This is a genomic window from Nocardiopsis mangrovi (assembly GCF_042653925.1).
Taxonomy (GTDB): Bacteria; Actinomycetota; Actinomycetes; order Streptosporangiales; family Streptosporangiaceae; genus Nocardiopsis_B; species Nocardiopsis_B mangrovi.
In genome coordinates this window covers 266659-282941 of sequence record NZ_JBHSFQ010000001.1, presented here as the reverse complement: position 1 = coordinate 282941, position 16283 = coordinate 266659, and the positions used below count along the sequence as shown (strand labels likewise).

Annotated in this window: 16 protein-coding genes; 12 read left to right on the top strand and 4 right to left on the bottom strand. The window is 74.9% G+C overall.

Annotation, left to right across the window (positions count from 1 at the left end):
- Nucleotides 1-87: 87 nt before the first annotated feature.
- Nucleotides 88-942: a hypothetical protein gene (locus ACFO4E_RS01320; protein WP_378570648.1), complete on the bottom strand. Its 855-nt coding sequence runs from the start codon at nt 940-942 to the stop codon at nt 88-90.
- Nucleotides 943-1232: 290 nt separating this feature from the next.
- Here ACFO4E_RS01320 and ACFO4E_RS01315 point away from each other — a divergent pair, with 290 nt between their 5' ends.
- The 3 genes from ACFO4E_RS01315 (at nt 1233) to ACFO4E_RS01305 (ending at nt 4112) form a co-directional block, all read left to right on the top strand.
- Nucleotides 1233-2069 carry a 2,3,4,5-tetrahydropyridine-2,6-dicarboxylate N-succinyltransferase gene (locus tag ACFO4E_RS01315; protein ID WP_378570647.1) on the top strand — a complete coding sequence of 279 codons (837 nt, stop codon included), beginning with the start codon at nt 1233-1235 and terminating at the stop codon, nt 2067-2069.
- A gap of 94 nt (nt 2070-2163) precedes the next feature.
- A complete protein-coding gene (gene dapE, locus ACFO4E_RS01310; RefSeq protein WP_378570645.1) occupies nt 2164-3234 on the top strand; it encodes a succinyl-diaminopimelate desuccinylase in 1071 nt (356 codons plus the stop codon).
- Nucleotides 3235-3308: 74 nt separating this feature from the next.
- Nucleotides 3309-4112: an LOG family protein gene (locus ACFO4E_RS01305; RefSeq protein ID WP_378570643.1), complete on the top strand. Its 804-nt coding sequence runs from the start codon at nt 3309-3311 to the stop codon at nt 4110-4112.
- A 16-nt stretch (nt 4113-4128) separates the two neighbouring features.
- Here the strand turns inward: ACFO4E_RS01305 and ACFO4E_RS01300 are convergent, their stop codons facing one another.
- The gene (locus ACFO4E_RS01300) at nt 4129-4485 is read right to left on the bottom strand and encodes a hypothetical protein (protein ID WP_378570641.1); all 357 of its coding nucleotides are present in this window, start codon (nt 4483-4485) and stop codon (nt 4129-4131) included.
- An 83-nt stretch (nt 4486-4568) separates the two neighbouring features.
- On the opposite strand from ACFO4E_RS01300, the gene ACFO4E_RS01295 reads away from it, so the two are divergent.
- From ACFO4E_RS01295 to ACFO4E_RS01285, 3 genes are all read left to right on the top strand, one after another.
- The gene (locus ACFO4E_RS01295; RefSeq protein ID WP_378570639.1) at nt 4569-5348 is read left to right on the top strand and encodes a hypothetical protein; all 780 of its coding nucleotides are present in this window, start codon (nt 4569-4571) and stop codon (nt 5346-5348) included.
- Nucleotides 5349-5659: 311 nt separating this feature from the next.
- Nucleotides 5660-6163, top strand: a complete 504-nt coding sequence (locus ACFO4E_RS01290; protein ID WP_378570637.1) for a hypothetical protein — start codon at nt 5660-5662, stop codon at nt 6161-6163.
- Between the two features lie 49 nt (nt 6164-6212).
- Nucleotides 6213-8066 carry a serine/threonine-protein kinase gene (locus tag ACFO4E_RS01285; RefSeq protein WP_378570635.1) on the top strand — a complete coding sequence of 618 codons (1854 nt, stop codon included), beginning with the start codon at nt 6213-6215 and terminating at the stop codon, nt 8064-8066.
- A gap of 57 nt (nt 8067-8123) precedes the next feature.
- Here ACFO4E_RS01285 and ACFO4E_RS01280 read toward each other — a convergent pair whose 3' ends face one another.
- A complete protein-coding gene (locus ACFO4E_RS01280) occupies nt 8124-8915 on the bottom strand; it encodes an enoyl-CoA hydratase-related protein (protein ID WP_378570633.1) in 792 nt (263 codons plus the stop codon).
- 279 nt (nt 8916-9194) lie between these two features.
- On the opposite strand from ACFO4E_RS01280, the gene ACFO4E_RS01275 reads away from it, so the two are divergent.
- A complete protein-coding gene (locus ACFO4E_RS01275; RefSeq protein WP_378570632.1) occupies nt 9195-9362 on the top strand; it encodes a DUF3117 domain-containing protein in 168 nt (55 codons plus the stop codon).
- A gap of 134 nt (nt 9363-9496) precedes the next feature.
- On the top strand, nt 9497-11017 hold the full coding sequence (locus tag ACFO4E_RS01270) for a leucyl aminopeptidase (RefSeq protein WP_378570630.1): 1521 nt from the start codon (nt 9497-9499) through the stop codon (nt 11015-11017).
- A 90-nt stretch (nt 11018-11107) separates the two neighbouring features.
- Here ACFO4E_RS01270 and ACFO4E_RS01265 read toward each other — a convergent pair whose 3' ends face one another.
- A complete protein-coding gene (locus tag ACFO4E_RS01265) occupies nt 11108-11731 on the bottom strand; it encodes an O-methyltransferase (RefSeq protein WP_378570931.1) in 624 nt (207 codons plus the stop codon).
- A 362-nt stretch (nt 11732-12093) separates the two neighbouring features.
- Between ACFO4E_RS01265 and sigE the strand changes: the two genes are divergently transcribed.
- The 4 genes from sigE to ACFO4E_RS01245 all read left to right on the top strand — a co-directional run bounded on the left by sigE (nt 12094) and on the right by ACFO4E_RS01245 (nt 16270).
- Entirely contained in the window at nt 12094-12699 is a 606-nt protein-coding gene (gene sigE, locus ACFO4E_RS01260) for an RNA polymerase sigma factor SigE (RefSeq protein WP_378570929.1), read from the top strand.
- Between the two features lie 2 nt (nt 12700-12701).
- Nucleotides 12702-13382, top strand: coding sequence for an anti-sigma factor family protein (locus ACFO4E_RS01255; RefSeq protein WP_378570628.1), 681 nt, complete (start codon nt 12702-12704; stop codon nt 13380-13382).
- On the top strand, nt 13379-14485 hold the full coding sequence (locus ACFO4E_RS01250) for a sigma-E factor regulatory protein RseB domain-containing protein (RefSeq protein WP_378570626.1): 1107 nt from the start codon (nt 13379-13381) through the stop codon (nt 14483-14485). The genes ACFO4E_RS01255 and ACFO4E_RS01250 overlap by 4 nt, the downstream gene beginning before the upstream one ends.
- Nucleotides 14486-14665: 180 nt before the next feature.
- The gene (locus ACFO4E_RS01245; RefSeq protein ID WP_378570624.1) at nt 14666-16270 is read left to right on the top strand and encodes a S1C family serine protease; all 1605 of its coding nucleotides are present in this window, start codon (nt 14666-14668) and stop codon (nt 16268-16270) included.
- Nucleotides 16271-16283: the final 13 nt, after the last annotated feature.

Genomic DNA, 16283 nt, shown 5'->3' with positions numbered 1-16283 from the left:
CCCGGGTCCGGAGTGCGGCGCGTGCCCCGGACACACCGGCGGCCGCCGCATCGCGGTGCGACGGCCGCCGGAGCGCGTTGCGCGCGGCTACTCCACGACGACCTCGCCCGCCGGTGCGGCGTCGGGCACGGTGGTCCAGCCGGCCTCGGCGTCGGCCAGGGTCCAGCGCTGATCGCCGTAGGTGACCCGGGTCAGGCCGTACTCCCCGGCGTTGGCCATGGCCCACACGGCCATGGCCCACCCGAGGTCGCCGGTGGTCCGCGGCCCGGCCGCCGAGATCGCGGTGGGCTCCACGCCGAACACGCGGGTCATCTCGGCGCGCGCGGCGTCGGGATCGGCGTCGCCGAAGCCCGCGGGGTCGTAGACGCACGTCACCGCGCCGCCCTCGGCGCCGGTGAACGCCGCGGCCATCACGCGCGAACGGGATTCGTGCTGGTCGTAGGCGAAACCGTCGGCGCTGGCCTGCACCGCCTGGGCGGCCTCATAGACCGGCATCCGCTCGTAGCCGGAGATCTCGGCGAGCGCGTCGTAGAACGCCGCCGTGGCGTAGACGGGGTCCATCAGCTCGTCGGGCTCGCCCCACCCCTTGGACGGGCGCTGCTGGAACAGGCCGAGGGAGTCGCGGTCCCCGTAGTCGATGTTGAAGAACTTGGACTCCTGCCACACCGTGGCGTAGGCGATGACAACGGCGTCCTCGGGCAGGTCGCGGGCGAAGGCCACCCCGCCGACGGTGGCGGCGTTGGCGGCCTGCTCGGGGTGGAGGACATCGGTGTCGCCGCTCGCGGTGACGGTGCAGTCCTCGGCGGGCTCCTCAGGTTCGACCTCAAGCGGTTTGATCGACCGCATGACGTAGATCCCGCCGGCGACCAGCGCACCGCAGACCAGGGTCAGCACGGTGAGGATCTTGAGGAAGGCGGAGACTCTTCGCAGCTTTCTGGGCACAGGCAGACCGTAGGGGTTAGGGGACGCACACCGGCGCGGTACCGGGGACGACCTCGACCGATAAGGAGGCGAAGCCCTGTGGCGCACAACGGCGGAGGCGGGGCCGTTCGGCACGGAGGGAAGGGGCTCCAGACCGCATAGTAGAGCGTGCCGGTGAACACGCTCCGCGTCCATAGCCCGCCGATTCGCCCGCCACAAGCCCCATTCGCGCCACGGTCCGGTCACCCGCTGTGCCGGGCGCGTGCGCCGGGTTCGTCCGGCCCGGTACCGACCCAGTAGGCTCGATGGCCATGACCACCGCGTTCACCAGTCCGCTTCCGCAGGAGATCGACGACCTCTGGGAGCGCCGCACCGAGCTGACCCCCGACCACACCGAGGCCCGCGACACCATCGTCGGCGCGGTCGACGAACTCGACACCGGCAAGGCCCGGGTCGCCTTCGTCGACCCGGCGACCGACCAGGTCGTCGTCGACGAACGGGCCAAGCGCGCCATCCTGCTCAGCTTCCGGGTGCTGGGCATGGAGGAGAGCGCGGTCGGTGACTTCCGCCACCACGACCGCATCCCGCTCAAGACCCGGCTCGACGGCGTCCGCGTCGTCCCCGGCGCCATCGCCCGCTGGGGCGCCTACCTCGCGCCCGGCGTCGTGCTGATGCCCTCCTTCACCAACTTCGGCGCCTGGGTCGGCTCGGGCACCATGGTCGACACCTGGGCCACGGTGGGCTCCTGCGCCCAGGTCGGCGAGAACGTCCACCTCTCGGGCGGTGTCGGGGTCGGCGGCGTGCTGGAGCCGCCGCAGGCGTCCCCGGTGGTCATCGAGGACGAGGCGTTCCTCGGCTCGCGCAGCATGGTCGTCGAAGGCGCCCGGGTGCGCCGCGGCGCCAAGCTCGGCGCGGGGACCATCCTCACCTCCTCCACCCGCGTCTTCGACGCCGAGACCGGCGACGAACTCGCCCGCGGCGAGGCCCCCGCCTGGTCGGTCTGCGTCACCGCCAACCGGGTCAAGAGCTTCCCGGGCGGCGACTTCGGGCTGCCGTGCCTGCTCGTCCTCAAGCGGCTCGAAGAGGGCCAGGAGCACGAGAAGCTCGCGCTCAACGACCTGCTCAGGGAGCACGGCGTCAACGCCTGACCCCGACCGCCGTACCGGCCCGCCCCGCCCCCGCGCGGGGCCGGGCCGCCACCGCCCGCCGTGCCCCATGGCCCGATCCCGTGAAAGCGCCGCCATGCTCGATCTCACAGCAGACGTCCGGACCCTCACCGCAGCCCTCGTCGACACCGAATCGGTGAGCGGCGGGGAGCGGGCGCTCGCCGACGACATCGAGCAGGCGCTGCGCAGGCTCCCGCACCTGGCGGTCGACCGCGACGGCGACGCCGTGGTCGCCCGCACGAACCTGGGCCGGGCGCGCCGGGTGGTGCTCGCCGGGCACATCGACACCGTGCCCATCGCCGGGAACGTCCCCTCGCGCCTCGACGGCGAGGGGCGCCTCTACGGCTGCGGCACCTCCGACATGAAGAGCGGCGTCGCGGTGCAGCTGGCGGCGGCGGCGAAGGCCACCGAGCCGGTGCACGACGTCACCTACGTCTTCTACGACAACGAGGAGGTCGACGCCGAGCGCAACGGCCTGCGCCGGCTCGCCCGCACCCGCCCCGACTGGCTCGCCGGCGACTTCGCGGTGCTGTTGGAGCCGACCGGCGGGGTCATCGAGGGCGGCTGCCAGGGCACCATGCGGGTGGACGTCATCGCCCACGGCGAGCGCGCCCACAGCGCGCGCTCCTGGATGGGCCGCAACGCCGTCCACGAGGCCGGGCGCGTCCTCGACATCCTGCGCGCCTACGCGCCGCGGGAGCCGGAGGTCGACGGCCTCCGCTACCACGAGGGGCTCAACGCGGTCTTCGTCAACGGGGGCGTGGCCGGCAACGTGATCCCCGACGAGTGCGTCGTCACCGTCAACTACCGCTTCGCCCCCGACCTCACCGTGGTCGACGCCGAAGAGCACCTGCGCGAGGTCTTCGCCGAGTTCGACGTGCGCGTCACCGACTCCGCCCCGCCCGCGCGCCCCGGACTCGACGACCCCGCCGCGGCGGAGTTCGTGCGCACCGTCGGCGCCGGGCAGGCCCGCGCCAAGCTCGGCTGGACCGATGTGGCGCGAATGGCCGAGCTGGGCATCCCCGCGGTCAACTACGGGCCGGGCGACCCCACCCTCGCCCACACCAGGGACGAGTTCGTGGAGCTCGGCGCCGTCGTGGCGGCGGAGGAGCGCATGGTCGGGTGGCTGAACGGCGCCGTCGGCTGAACGTCCGGTTCCGGACGCATCGACGCGGCCCGCCATTCAGCTCGCGCGCGGTCCGCTCCGGATAGCGTTGATCCATGACGGAATCTCGAAAGGTCCGCCGTGCAGGTCCGCTGACCTACCACGGCAGCGCTATCCCCGACTCCACCACCGACCAGCGCCTCCTGGACCGGCGCGGACCGACCGACTGGGTGCACACCGACCCGTGGCGGGTCATGCGGATCCAGTCGGAGTTCGTCGAGGGGTTCGGCCTGCTCTCCGAGGTCGGCCGGGCGGTGAGCGTGTTCGGGTCGGCCCGCATCAAGCCGGGGACCCCCACCTACGCCCTGGGCGAGCGGATCGGCCGGCGGCTCGCCGAATCCGGCTACTCGGTGATCACCGGCGGCGGTCCCGGCATGATGGAGGCGGCCAACAAGGGCGCGCAGGAGGCGGGCGGGCACTCGATCGGGCTCGGTATCGAGCTGCCGTTCGAGCAGTCGCTCAACGACTACATCGACATGGGCGTCACGTTCCGGTACTTCTTCGTGCGCAAGACCATGTTCGTGAAGTACTCGCAGGCGTTCGTGGTGCTGCCGGGCGGGTTCGGCACCCTCGACGAGCTGTTCGAGTCGGTCACGCTCGTGCAGACCGGGAAGGTCACCCGGTTCCCCGTCGTGCTGGTCGGCTCGCGATTCTGGGGCGGCCTGGTCGACTGGGTGCGCTCGACCCTGCTGGACGAGGGCGTCATCTCGCCCGACGACCCCGATCTCATCCAGGTCACCGACGACCCCGACGAGGTCGTGGAGATCATCCGCAAGGCCCACGTGAGCCTGGCGCGGCGCGACTTCGAGCTGGAGCGGGTGGCCGACGAGGGCCACGCCGCGGGCGACGACGCCGGCTGACCGCTCCGGCGGCGGATCAGGCCAGCCCGCGCCGGGCCACCGCCGGCGGGCGGTCCCCCCGGATCGAGGCCACCATGTCCAATGCCCGGCGGGCCTCGCGCGGCTGCGAGGTGGCGAACACGGTGGCACCCATCCAGGCGTAGAGGGCGACCAGCGCGATCTCGGCGGCGTCGTCGCGCGGCGCCGCACCGCCCGCGCCCGGTCCGCCGGCGGTGCCCGCCGCCGCGGAGCACCGCACCAGGACCGGCCTGCCCCCCGAAGCCAGCGATCGGACCACGGCGGCCGGGGGCCGGCGGCCGGCGTCGACCGCGTCCGCCACCACAGCGTCGGCGGGGACCACCTGGTAGGGACGGGCTGCGTCGTCGGTCTGCACATCCCGAGTCTGGCACGCCGCCGGCCGCGGGGCGCCCCGGCACGGGTCCGTGTGGGGTGCCGAGGTATGGCACCATGTCGAAAATGAGTGTGACCATCCTCGTCCTGATCTCCGTCGCCGCCGCGGCGGTGCTCATCGGCGTGGCCTTCACGGTCATGGGGAAGGGCGGCCAGCTCGCGCGCTTCGAGGCCGACCACCCCCCGTTGGACCTGCCCGACGACCGGCTCCTCACCGGCCCCGACGTGAGCCGGGTGGCGCTTCCGCTGTCCGTGTGGGGCTATCACGTGCGGGCGGTCGACGACGTGCTGCGCCGCGTCGTCGGCGCGCTCGCCGAGCGCGACGCCGCGATCCGCGACCTGGAGCAGCGCCTCGCGGCGCTCGACCCCGAGCACGGCGACGGTGCCCGCGACACCGATGACATCGACGGCCCCGGCGCGTACCCGGAGACCGAACCCGGATCCCTGTCCGCGGCTCCCGAGCCGGAGTTCGCGGCCGGCCATGCCCCCGACGACGTCCGCGGTACCGGGCTCCCCGGGGACCACGACCATGCCCCCGACGACGTCCGCGGTACCGGGCTCCCCGGGGACCACGACCATGCCCCCGACGACGTCCGCGGTGCCGGGCTCCCCGGGGACCACGACCATGCCCCCGACGACGTCCGCGGTGCCGGGCTCCCCGGGGACCACGACCATGCCCCCGACGACGTCCGCGGTGCCGGGCTCCCCGGGGACCACGACCATGCCCCCGACGACGTCCGCGGTAATGGACTCCCCGGGGACCACGACACCGATCACGAGCAGTGGGCGCTGCACGGCGGATCCGAGACCGCGGGAGGGGCTGCCAGGGCCTCCGACCCGGCCTGACCACCGCTTCGGCGGCCGTTCGGTACCCGGCCGCCCCCGCCGCGCACCGGGCCGTTCCGCCCCACTGGGGCGAGCGGCCCCGTGTGGGTCTCGTCACTTCCCGCGGGTGAGCGGCCGGCGGTGCCGTGACTTATTCTCTGTCGCTGTACCCGCGAACCGCCCCCTGCGCGGTTCGCCTTGGAGGATTGAGCGATGACCAACTCGAACGGCCCCACCTGTCCCCGTCCCGGGGAAGCCCGGTGAGCGAGGCGCCCAGCCGCGGGCCGGAGCAGGCACCCGGCTCCGCGGGGCCGGCCTCGCCTATTCGCCAGATGTCCCTGTGGCCCCCGCCCCGCTCCACCCGGCACTCCGCCAAGCGGCGCAAGACCATCATCGTCGCGGCGCTCGTCGGCGCGCTGATCGGGCTGGCCGCCGTCGGCTCGGTGGCGTGGGCGCTGCGTGCCGGCTCCGGCGGTCCCGACACCGGGGGGAGCGTGCCCGACTCCCACGCCGGGACCTGGAGCGGCGACATGTCCCAGGAGGACGACGAAGGACGGCACGTGACCGACTGGCACGTGCAGATCAAGCTCGAATCCGGTGAGGAGCGCGGCTCCGCGGACTACTCGATGGACTGCCGGGGTAGCCTCACCCTGCGCGAGCGCGAGGGCGACCGGCTGGTCTTCGACTACGTCGAGACCTACGACCGCGACGGCCGCTGCATCGACGAGTCCGAGCTCTACCTGGAGCCGGGGAGCAGTGCCGACGTCCTGGACGCCCGTTGGGAGGCCGTCTCGCACGACGGCGTACCGATGACCTCCACCGGGACCCTCCGCTAGGGTGGCCCCGCCGGACGGTCACGTTCCGGCACTGCTCCGGGAGGAACCCATGACCGGCACCGGTCCTTTGACCGACGACGATCCGCGCCTCATCGGGGGCTACACCCTCACCGGCCGCCTGGGACAGGGCGGCCAGGGGGTGGTCTACCTCGGGCAGGGGTCCGACGGCGTGCCGGTGGCGGTCAAGACCCTGCACGCCGACGACCTCGACGCCGCCGGGCTGCGGCGCCAGCTCGCCGAGGAGGTCGAGACCGCGCGCCGGGTCGCACGGTTCTGTACCGCCCAGGTGCTGGCTGCCGATATCGACGCCGACCCGCCCTACGTGGTCAGCGAGTTCATCGACGGCCCCACCCTGCGCGAGGTGGTGCGCCGCGACGGTCCGCTGCGCGGGGCGGCGCTGGAACGGCTCGCGGTCGGCACGCTCACCGCCATCGCGGCCATCCACCAGGCCGGCATCGTGCACCGCGACTTCAAGCCGGGCAACGTCCTCATGGGGCCCGACGGCCCGCGGGTGATCGACTTCGGCATCGCCCGGGCGCTGGAGGGCACGGCCATCGTCACCAGCCGGATCGCCGGGACCCCCGCCTACATGGCGCCCGAGCAGATCACCGGCGGCTCCATGGGGCCGGCCGTCGACCTCTTCGCGTGGGCGGGCACCATCGTCTACGCGGCGGGCGGCCACGGGCCGTTCGGCGCCGATTCGATGCAGGCGATCCTCCAGCGCGTCCTGTACGAGCCGCCCGACCTCGGGCAACTGGAGGGCAACCTCCGCGGGATCGCCGAACGGTGCCTGGACAAGGACGCCTCGCGTCGGCCCAGCGCCGCCGAGACCCTGCTGGGGCTGCTCGGTGTCGAGGCGGCCCCCGCCGCGGCGGCCCCGGCGGCCGACGCCGCCGTGCCGCTCCCGTTGCAGACCCTCGCGGCGGGCGCCGTCGCCGCCGCCGCGCCCGAGGCGCAGGAGCGCGCCGCCGCCGACGTGTACCGGTCCCACCCCGGCCTGCCCCCCGGGCAGGCGCCGGCCGGACCCGGGCCGGCCCCGCATTCGGGACCGCAGCGGCCCATGGCGCCGCGGCCGCCGGCACCCCCCACGGGACCGCAGTTCAGCCCCCAATACGCTGGTCCGTACGGACCACCCGGCGGGCCGCCCGCGGGGCCGCCCGGAGGCGGGCCGCCGCCGGTCGGCCACCCCGGCGGTCCCTACCCCGCCCAGCCCGGCGCCCCCGCGCCCGGGGGCTGGGCGCAGCCAGGAGGACAGCAGATGTCGCAGAACACACCCGGCCCCGCAGGGCCGGGCCAGCAAGGCCCACAGCACGGCCAGCCGGGACAGCCCACGGGGTGGGAGACCGGCCCCAACCCCGCCACCGGTCCCGGTCCGGGCTTCGCCCCGACCGGCCCCGGCCCCGCCTACCCCACCGGCCCCGGGCAGGGGTACGGCCCGGCGGGCGGGCAGGGCCCTACAGGCCCTGAGCAGGCGTACGGCGCGGCCGGCCAGTACGGCTACCCCACGGGACCCGAGCAGGGGTTCGGCGCCCCCGGGCAGCCCTACCCCGGTCCTGATCAGGGCTACGGGGCTCCGGGAGTCCCCCCGGGCTACCCCGGCGCGGACCAGGGCTATGGAGCGCCCGGAGCGCCGCAGGGCTACCCGGGGCCGGATCAGGGCTACGGGGCTCCGGGAGCGCCCCAGGGCTACCCCGGACCCGACCAGGGCTACGGCCCCGGACCGCAGCAGCAGCTCGGGCAGTGGGGCCCCGGCGGCCCGCCCGGCGGTCCCGGGTGGCAGCCGCAGCCCGAGCAGCCGCGGCGTCCCGGGACCGGAATGATCGTGGGGCTGGTGTCGCTGGTGGCGGTGCTCGTCATCGCCGGGGCCGGCCTGCTGATCTGGGCGTTCACGCTCGGCGGGTGACCCCCCGGCCCCGTCGGCCGGTGCGCGGCGGCACGGGGGGCGCCCGGCGGGGCGTTCCTAGTGGCCTTCGAAGGAGGGCTGTTCCTTCTTCAGGAACGCCAGGGTCGCGTTCATGTGGTCGGCGGTCTCGGCGCACTGGTCCTGGAGGCTCGCCTCCATCTCCAGCGCGTTCGCGAGGTCCAGTCCCGAGCCGAACGTCATCTCGGCCTTGATCGCCGCGTAGGCGACGGTGGGCCCGTTGGCCAGCCGCACCGCCAGCTCGCGGGCCGCGCCGTCCAGTTCCTTCTTGGGGACCACGCGGCTGACCAGGCCGATCTCCAGTGCCCGCTGCGCCTTGACGGGTTCGGCCAGCATCAGCATCTCCATCGCGCGGGCGTGGCCCACCAGCCGGGGCAGCGTCCAGGAGGCGCCGGAGTCCGACCCCAGCCCGACATTGGCGAACGCCATGAGGAACGACGCGCTGTCGGCGGCGATCCGCAGGTCGCAGGCGAAGGCGAGCGAGGCGCCGGCGCCGGCCGCCACCCCGTTGACGGCGGCCACCACCGGCTTGGGCATCCGCGCGAGCCCGAGCACGATGGGGTTGTAGTGCGAGCGGACGGTGTCGTTGAGCCCCTTGCCCGCGCCGAGCAGGTCGGCGTGCTCGCGCAGGTCCTGTCCGGCGCAGAACGCCTTGCCCGATCCGGTGAGCAGGACCGCGCGGGCCTCCTTGTCGCTCTTGGCGCGCTCGATCGCCGCGAGCAGCGCCTCCTTGGCTTCGGCGGTCAACGAGTTCATCGCGTCCGGGCGGTTGAGCGTGATCGTCGCGACGCCGTCGCTGAGCTGGTAGACGACGCTGTCTGAGTCGGGCACGCGGGGCTCCCTGATGGTGTCGGCGCGGGCGGTCCCGGCGACCGCTGTCCGTTGCTGCGGCTATAACCTTACTGTTCGGATTCTTCGGCGGTGCTGGCCCGAGCGCTGTCCGATCGTTCCCAATCGGTTCCCAAAACCGAGATAATGACAGAACAGTGATTCATTCCCTGAGTCACGCGGATGAGGCCCGACCCCGGACGGTGCGCGCCGTGCGCGAGCCGCTCCCCTGGCGGACCGGCCCATTCACCCGCGAGAGTTTCCTACGAAAGGGGATACGGCATGGCGGCGATGAAGCCGAGGACCGGTGACGGTCCGATGGAGGTCACCAAGGAGGGTCGCGGCATCATCATGCGGGTCCCGCTGGAAGGCGGCGGGCGCCTCGTCGTCGAGCTGACCCCGGACGAGGCGACCGAGCTGAAGGATGCGCTGGACGGCGCCGTCGGCTGAACCGCCGCCGATCCACCCGACAGGATCCGCCGGCGGGCCGTCGCCCATCGACCGGTAGCCGCCCGCACGGGCGGCGGGGGCGGGGGTCGCCTGCGGTGCCTTCTGAAGCAGCCTCGTGAAGATTGTGAGCGTCCGTGCCTTTCGCAACGGAGATTCACCCGGTCGCGGGCTCTCTCGCCGACTCCACCGCCGACCTGGTGGTGCTTCCGGTCAGGTCGGGAGACGACGGCCCGGTGGCGGTCGCCGCGGGCGCGTGCGACGCCCCCGCTGACCTCGACACCCTCTTGCCGGCCCCTCTGGCCGACCTCGTCGCCCACTACGACCTCAAGGGCCGTCCCGGCGAGTTCGCGCAGTTCCCGGCCCGCCTCGGACAGGGGCGAGAACTGGTCCGGTTCGGGCTGCTGGGCGTCGGCGCGGCGACCCCGGCCGACCTGCGCACGGCCGGCGCCGCGCTGGCCCGCGCCGCCAAGGGGCGCACCCGGGCGGCGACCACCCTGCCCCACCTCTTCGGCCCCGGCGAGCCCGGAGAGGCCGGCCTGACGGCCTTCACCGAAGGGGCGCTGCTGGCGTCCTACACCTTCACCCTCGCCGCCTCGCCCAAGGGCCCGGCTCCGGCCGCGGCCATCGAGCTGGTGTCGCCCGACCCCGGCGCCGCCGAGGGGCCGGTCGGCCGGGGCGCGGCGCTGGCGGGGGCCACGGCCCTCGCCCGGGACCTCATCAACACGCCGTCCGCCGAGAAGGACCCCGCCTGGCTCGCGGCGCGGGCGGTCGAGATCGCCGGGGACGCCGGGCTGGCGGCGACGGTCTGGGACGAGGAGGCGCTGGAGCGCGACGGGTTCGGCGCGATCCTCGCCGTCGGGCAGGGGTCGGCGCGGCCGCCGCGGCTGGTCCGGCTGGACTACCGGCCCGACGACCCCGCGGGGCACGTGGTGCTGGTGGGCAAGGGCGTCACCTTCGACACCGGCGGCCTGTCGCTGAAGCCCAACGACAACATGAAGCTCATGAAGACCGACATGAGCGGGGCCGCCATCGTCTTGGGCGTGCTGTCGGCCCTGGGCGGGCTGGGCGCGCGGGTGCGCGTCACCGGGCTCATCGCGGTGGCCGAGAACTCCTTCTCCGGCGCGGCCCAGCGCCCGGGCGACGTCCTCACCACCTATGACGGCCGCACGGTCGAGGTCCTCAACACCGATGCCGAGGGCCGCCTGGTGATGGCCGACGCCATGGCCTACGCCGTGGCGGAGTGCGCGCCCGACACCCTGGTCGACGTCGCCACGCTCACCGGGGCGGCCAAGCTCGCGCTGGGCACCGGTATCGGCGCGCTGTTCAGCACCGACGACACCCTGGCCGCGGAGCTGGCCGCTGCGGGCGACCGCTCCGGCGAGCAGGTGTGGCGGATGCCGCTCGTCGAGGAGTACGCCGCGACCCTGCGGTCGCCGGTGGCCGACCTCGCCAACATCGGGACCAGCCCCGAATTCGGGCGCCCCGGCGCGACCGAGGCGGCGCTGTTCCTGCGCGAGTTCGCCGGCGGCGTCCCGTGGGCGCACTTCGACATCGCCGGTCCCGGCCGGTCGATGTCCGACGACGGCCTGCTGACCAAGGGCGGCACCGGGTTCGCCACCCGCCTGCTGCTGCGCTGGCTCAGCGAACGCGACTGACCCGCGCACGGTGGGGCGGGACCGGCGGCCGGTCCCGCCCCACCGGCGTTCCCGGGCGCCCGATGCGCGGCCCGCGACCTCGGTGCCGTGTCAGCGCCCGGGGGAGGCGTCCTCGCGGATCGCGGCGAGCAGCCCTTCGCCGACCGGGAGCAGCAGCGGCACGAGCCGGTCGTCCTCCCGGACCAGCCGGCCGACCTCGCGGATCGCGGCGGTGCCGGGGCCGGGCACGCTCAGCGGGCCGTCGCTCAGCGGAGCGGCGTCGAGCGCGTTGTTGAAGACCGCGATCCCGCCGGGGCGCAGCAGGCGCAGCGCCTCGGTCAGGTAATCGGGGTACTCGGTCTTCACGGCGTCGGCGAACACCAGGTCGTAGGCGCCGTCGGTGAGCCGCGGCAGCACGTCCAGGGCACGGCCCTGGATGAGCCGGGTGCGGTTGGCCGCGAACCCGGCCCGGCGGTAGGCGTCGCGGGCCAGCTCCTGGTATTCGGGATCGATGTCGACGCTGGTCAGGATGGCGTCGGGGCGCATGCCGCGGAGCAGCCAGATGCCCGAGCTGCCGCACCCGGTGCCGATCTCGACCACTGAGCGCGCCCCGATGGCCGCCGCCAGGAAGCGCAGCGCCGCGCCGCCGGCCGCGCTGATGGGGGCGGAGTCGGCGCGTCGCCCGACCTCCCGCGCCGTGGCGAGGGGGTCGTCCTCGGCGGCGTACTGCTCGATGTGGTGGGCCAGTGTGTCGTCTCGACCGGCGATGGCGGCCTCCCGCGCGTGTTCCCGACGTGATCGGTGCAGGGAACACGGCGATCGTCACGCGGTGTCGCCATGTGCTCACCCAATGGCCGTGCTCCAGGGCACACACTAGCCTGCCGGATGCCTCACACGGTGTGTTCGCCACCACCGGGAACTTAATCGGCCGGTGCCGGCGTTGCAGCGGTGGAAGGGTTTCGTCAGAGGGCCGGTGTCCCCCGAAGGCCGGCGCAGGCGACCGGCCGCGGATCCTCCGCACCCGGCGCACCCCCGCGCCCCGTGGATCCGGGGTCGAATGCGAAGGAGGAGTACCTGTGGCAGATTCCGACTCTGCCGTGGACTTCGAGCAGTGGGAGCCGCCCAGCTGGGACGAGGTCGTCCGGAACCATTCCGCGCGGGTGTACAGGCTCGCGTTCCGCCTCACGGGGAACAAGCACGACGCCGAGGACCTCACGCAGGAGGTCTTCATCCGGGTCTTCCGGTCGCTGTCCAGCTACACTCCCGGCACGTTCGAGGGCTGGCTGCACCGCATCACCACCAACCTCTTCCTCGACATGGCCCGCCGCAAGGCGCGCATCCGCTTCGAGGGCTTCGGCGAGAACGCCGACGAACGCCTCCAGGGGCGCGAGCCCTCCCCCGCCCAGTCCTATGACGACCGGCACCTCGACGCCGACATCCAGAGCGCGCTCGACGCGCTGCCCGCGGAGTTCCGCGCGCCGGTGGTGCTGTGCGACATCGAAGGGCTCTCCTACGAGGAGATCGCCGCCACGCTGGGGGTCAAGCTCGGCACGGTCCGCAGCCGGATCCACCGGGGGCGGGCGCAGTTGCGCAAGGCGCTGGAGCACCGCCGGCGGCTGGCCGCCGAGCAGGAGACCGCCGCCCCCGACGGAGGCGACGGCGGCGTGGCACACGGCTGGACCCGGACCCGGGAGGTGGAGTGAGCATGGACCACTTGGGGGAGCGCCTTTCGGCACTCGTCGACGGCGAGCTGGGCCATTCGGAGCGCGACCGGGCGCTGCGCCACCTGGCCGCGTGTGAGAACTGCCGGTTCGAGGCCGAGATGCTGCGCCGGCTCAAGCGCCGGCTGCACGGGCTCGACGCCCCGGAACCCTCGATGGACTTCATGGGCCGCCTCTCCGCGCTGAGCGGGCCGCCGCCGGCCGACCCGCCGGCGGGGCCGCCGGGCGGCGGAGCGGGACTCTTCGGGTCGCGGCCCCCGATCGGGTCCAGCCGTCCCATCGGCGGCGGTCTGCCGCGCAGACCCGCGGGCCCCGCGGTCGCGGTCGACACACCGGCCCCGGCCGGCCCGGAGCCCGGGCGGGCCCGGCAGCGGCGTCCCCGCACCCCGCAGCCCCTCTCGGTGCTGCGCCCCGCGTGGGGCCGCGCCCGATACGCCGTGGCCGGCGTATCGGTGGCGGCGCTCACACTGGGCACCGCGTTCGTCGCGGGCGGCGATCCCCAGGACGCGCCGCTGGTCAGCCCGCCGCTGGACGCCTTCGCCGTGGAGCACGCGGTCACCGCGCGCCAGGCGGCCTTCCCCGAATCCGAGCCCTACCGGGGCACCGAGCACACCGTGCACGCACCGGGCGAGGCCGACTCGCCCGGCTCCCTCCCCACGCGGTGAGGGGGCGCGCCGCCGGCGGCGGACCCGCGGGCGGCCCCCGTGCGGGCGCCCGCCGGATCCCCGCCGATCTCGTCGTTCTCCTGCTGTCGACCTCGCTCGTCCTCGTCGTGGCGCTGTCATCGGCCACCAGCCCCTACGCGTCGTGGGTGCCCGCGTCCGGTGACGACGACGGCATGGCGCTACTGCGCCGTGCGGCCCAGGCCGGGCAGGCCGTTGCCTACGAGGGCGTGCAGTCGGTCACCTCCGGCGCGGGCGCGGGTGCCGAGCGGCTGGTCGAGGTCGTGCACCGGCCGGGGGAGGGCACCGGCTTCACGAGCGCGGGGACGCCGCCGCTGAACGAGAAGTCCGCTCTGGTCGTGGGGAAGTCGGCCGCCATGCTCGCGATCGACGACGGACTCCTGCGCGATCTGGCGGCGAACTACCGGGTGACCCGTTCGGGCACCGCCGAAGTGTGCGGGCGTACGGCCGCGGTGGTCGACGCCCGGCGCGCGGACGGCACCGTGGCCGGCCGGTTCTGGATCGACCGCGAGACCGCGCTGCCGCTGCGCAAGGACACGATGGACGCCTCGGGGCGGGTCGCCCACTCGACCGGGTTCGTCGAGGTCGCGGTCGGCGACGGCACCGGGCCGCTGCCCGCCTCGGCTCACGAGGCCGCCCCCTGGGGCGACCGCCTCTCGGGCGGCGAAGCCGGGGCCCTGCGCGCCGACGGCTGGTACCTGCCGGGCCACGTCGCCTGGGACCTCCGGTTGGTCGAGGCGCGGACCACGAGCCGCGACGGCGGCCGGATCGTGCACCTGGGCTACTCCGACGGGCTCTCCATGGTCTCGGTGTTCGTCCAGCAGGGCCGCTTGGCGGGGGAGGCGCCGGGGGCCGCCGAGGGGATGGTGCCCGTCGCGGACGACGGCGGCACCGTCTACGTCGGCGACGACGGCCAGCAGCGCCGGATGTGGGAGTCGAGCGGGTTCGTCTACACGGTGATCGCCGATGCGCCGCCGGAGCTCGTCGACTCCGCGGCCGCGGCCTTCCCGGCCCCCGACGGCAGCGGGCTGGGGCCGCGCATGGGGCGCGGCTTCGACCGCCTGGGAGCGTGGGTCGGCCTCTGATCCCCGTGCCGGGACCGCGCAGCGTACCTCCGCGGCGCGGCGAGTAGGAGCCGGGCGCCGCCGCCCGCCGCGGAAGGGACATAGGGTGCGCCGGAGGGCATGGCTCGCAGATGATCGATTAACAGACGGTTTATGTCCGCCGCGCCACAATGGGGGCGGCAGCGACAGACGGAGATGTGCATGACGGACGAAGCCGGATCCCGCCCCCCGGAGGAGACCGGGGATCAGTCCTGGCCGCGCCCGCCCGCAGCCGCGGAGCAGGGAGCCGGCTCCGCCGCGCCCCGGATGCCGCCCGGCCCGGAGCACGGAGCGTCCTACCCGGCGGCCGGGCCGCCGCCCCCTCCCGGCGGCCCGGGGCAGGGCCCCGCCGCCCCCCTGTGGAGCGGCGCCGCACCCGCACCGGGCCCCTCGGCGCCGGGCATGGCGCCCCAGCCCGCCGACCGCGCCGGCGGCCCCGTCCACCAGCGCCCGGCCCCCGCGGCGACCGGAACCGGCCAGTGGCCGGTGCCCGGCGCCCCGATGGCCCCACCCACCTCGCCCTCGGCCGCGGTCCCGGGCGCCCCGGCGTTCGCCGGTCCGCCCCCGGCCCCCAGTGGCCCGGGGGGTCCTGGTGGCCCCGGCGGTCCGTGGTCCTACGGTCCGGCCGGGTCCGGCGCGCCCGTTCCCGGCCCCGCGCCGCGGCGGCGCCGCGGCATGCCCGTCTGGGCGGTCGTGCTGACCGTCGTGGTCGTGGCGCTCGCCTCGGCCGGTATCGGAGGCGCCGTCGGCGGCCGGTTCGCGGCGCAGGGCGCCGAGCCCACCGAGGACCAGGCCCCGCAGCTCGACAACGAGCCGCCCAGCGGTGCGCCCAGCCGCGCCCCCGACACCATCGCGGGCGTCTCCCAGCGGGTGAGCCCGAGCGTGGTCTCCATCCAGGACAGCGACGCCCGGCTCAGCGGCAACGGCTCGGGCTTCGTCATCGCCGGCGACCACGTGGTCACCAACAACCACGTCGCCGCGGCGCTGGACGGCGGCCTGGAGGTCGTCTACAGCGACGGCAGCACCAGTGAGGCCGAGATCGTGGACACCCGGCCCGAATCCGACCTCGCCGTGCTGAAGCTGATCGAACCGCTCGCGGTGGAGCCCCTGGAGTGGGGCGATTCCGGGCAGGCGACCGTGGGCGACAGCGTCATCGCCATCGGGGCGCCGCTGGGGCTGGCCGGCACCGTGACCACCGGCATCATCAGTGCGGTGGACCGTCCGGTGAGCCTGGGCGAGGGCGAGCGGGGCGCGGAGGCCGCGATCGAGGCGCTGCAGACCGACGCCGCGATCAACCCCGGCAACTCGGGCGGGCCGCTGGTCGACATGCAGGGGCGGGTCATCGGCGTGAACTCCGCGATCGCCACCATGGGGGCGCCCGAGGGCGGCCAGAGCGGGAGCATCGGACTCGGCTTCGCCATCCCCTCGGCCGATGCGGAGGCGGTCGTCAACGACCTCTTGGGCGGCGACCCGGCGGCTGAGGCCGACCTCGGCGCCGAACTCGACGCCGGGTACGAGAACGGCGCCCGGATCCAGTCCGACGCCAACGCGGGCGGCGAGGCGGTGGAGCCCGGCGGCCCTGCCGACCAGGCCGGACTGCGGCCGGGCGACGTGATCACCGAGTTCGACGGCGAGCCCGTGGGCGACGCCGACGCGCTCCTCGCCCTGCTCGCCGAGAAGCGCCCCGACGACGAGGTCCGGGTCACCTACGAGCGCGACCGCGAGCCGCGGACGGCCGACATCACGCTCGGGGCCTCCACCGACTGACACGGGAACGCGC

Excerpts from the sequence above, each read along its gene's own strand:
- ACFO4E_RS01295 (WP_378570639.1), top strand. The coding sequence starts at position 4,569 with ATGAGTGTGACCATCCTCGTCCTGATCTCCGTCGCCGCCGCGGCGGTG.
- ACFO4E_RS01285 (WP_378570635.1), top strand. The coding sequence starts at position 6,213 with ATGACCGGCACCGGTCCTTTGACCGACGACGATCCGCGCCTCATCGGG.
- ACFO4E_RS01290 (WP_378570637.1), top strand. The coding sequence starts at position 5,660 with ATGTCCCTGTGGCCCCCGCCCCGCTCCACCCGGCACTCCGCCAAGCGG.
- ACFO4E_RS01245 (WP_378570624.1), top strand. The coding sequence starts at position 14,666 with ATGACGGACGAAGCCGGATCCCGCCCCCCGGAGGAGACCGGGGATCAG.
- dapE (WP_378570645.1), top strand. The coding sequence starts at position 2,164 with ATGCTCGATCTCACAGCAGACGTCCGGACCCTCACCGCAGCCCTCGTC.
- ACFO4E_RS01275 (WP_378570632.1), top strand. The coding sequence starts at position 9,195 with ATGGCGGCGATGAAGCCGAGGACCGGTGACGGTCCGATGGAGGTCACC.
- ACFO4E_RS01255 (WP_378570628.1), top strand. The coding sequence starts at position 12,702 with ATGGACCACTTGGGGGAGCGCCTTTCGGCACTCGTCGACGGCGAGCTG.
- ACFO4E_RS01315 (WP_378570647.1), top strand. The coding sequence starts at position 1,233 with ATGACCACCGCGTTCACCAGTCCGCTTCCGCAGGAGATCGACGACCTC.
- ACFO4E_RS01305 (WP_378570643.1), top strand. The coding sequence starts at position 3,309 with ATGACGGAATCTCGAAAGGTCCGCCGTGCAGGTCCGCTGACCTACCAC.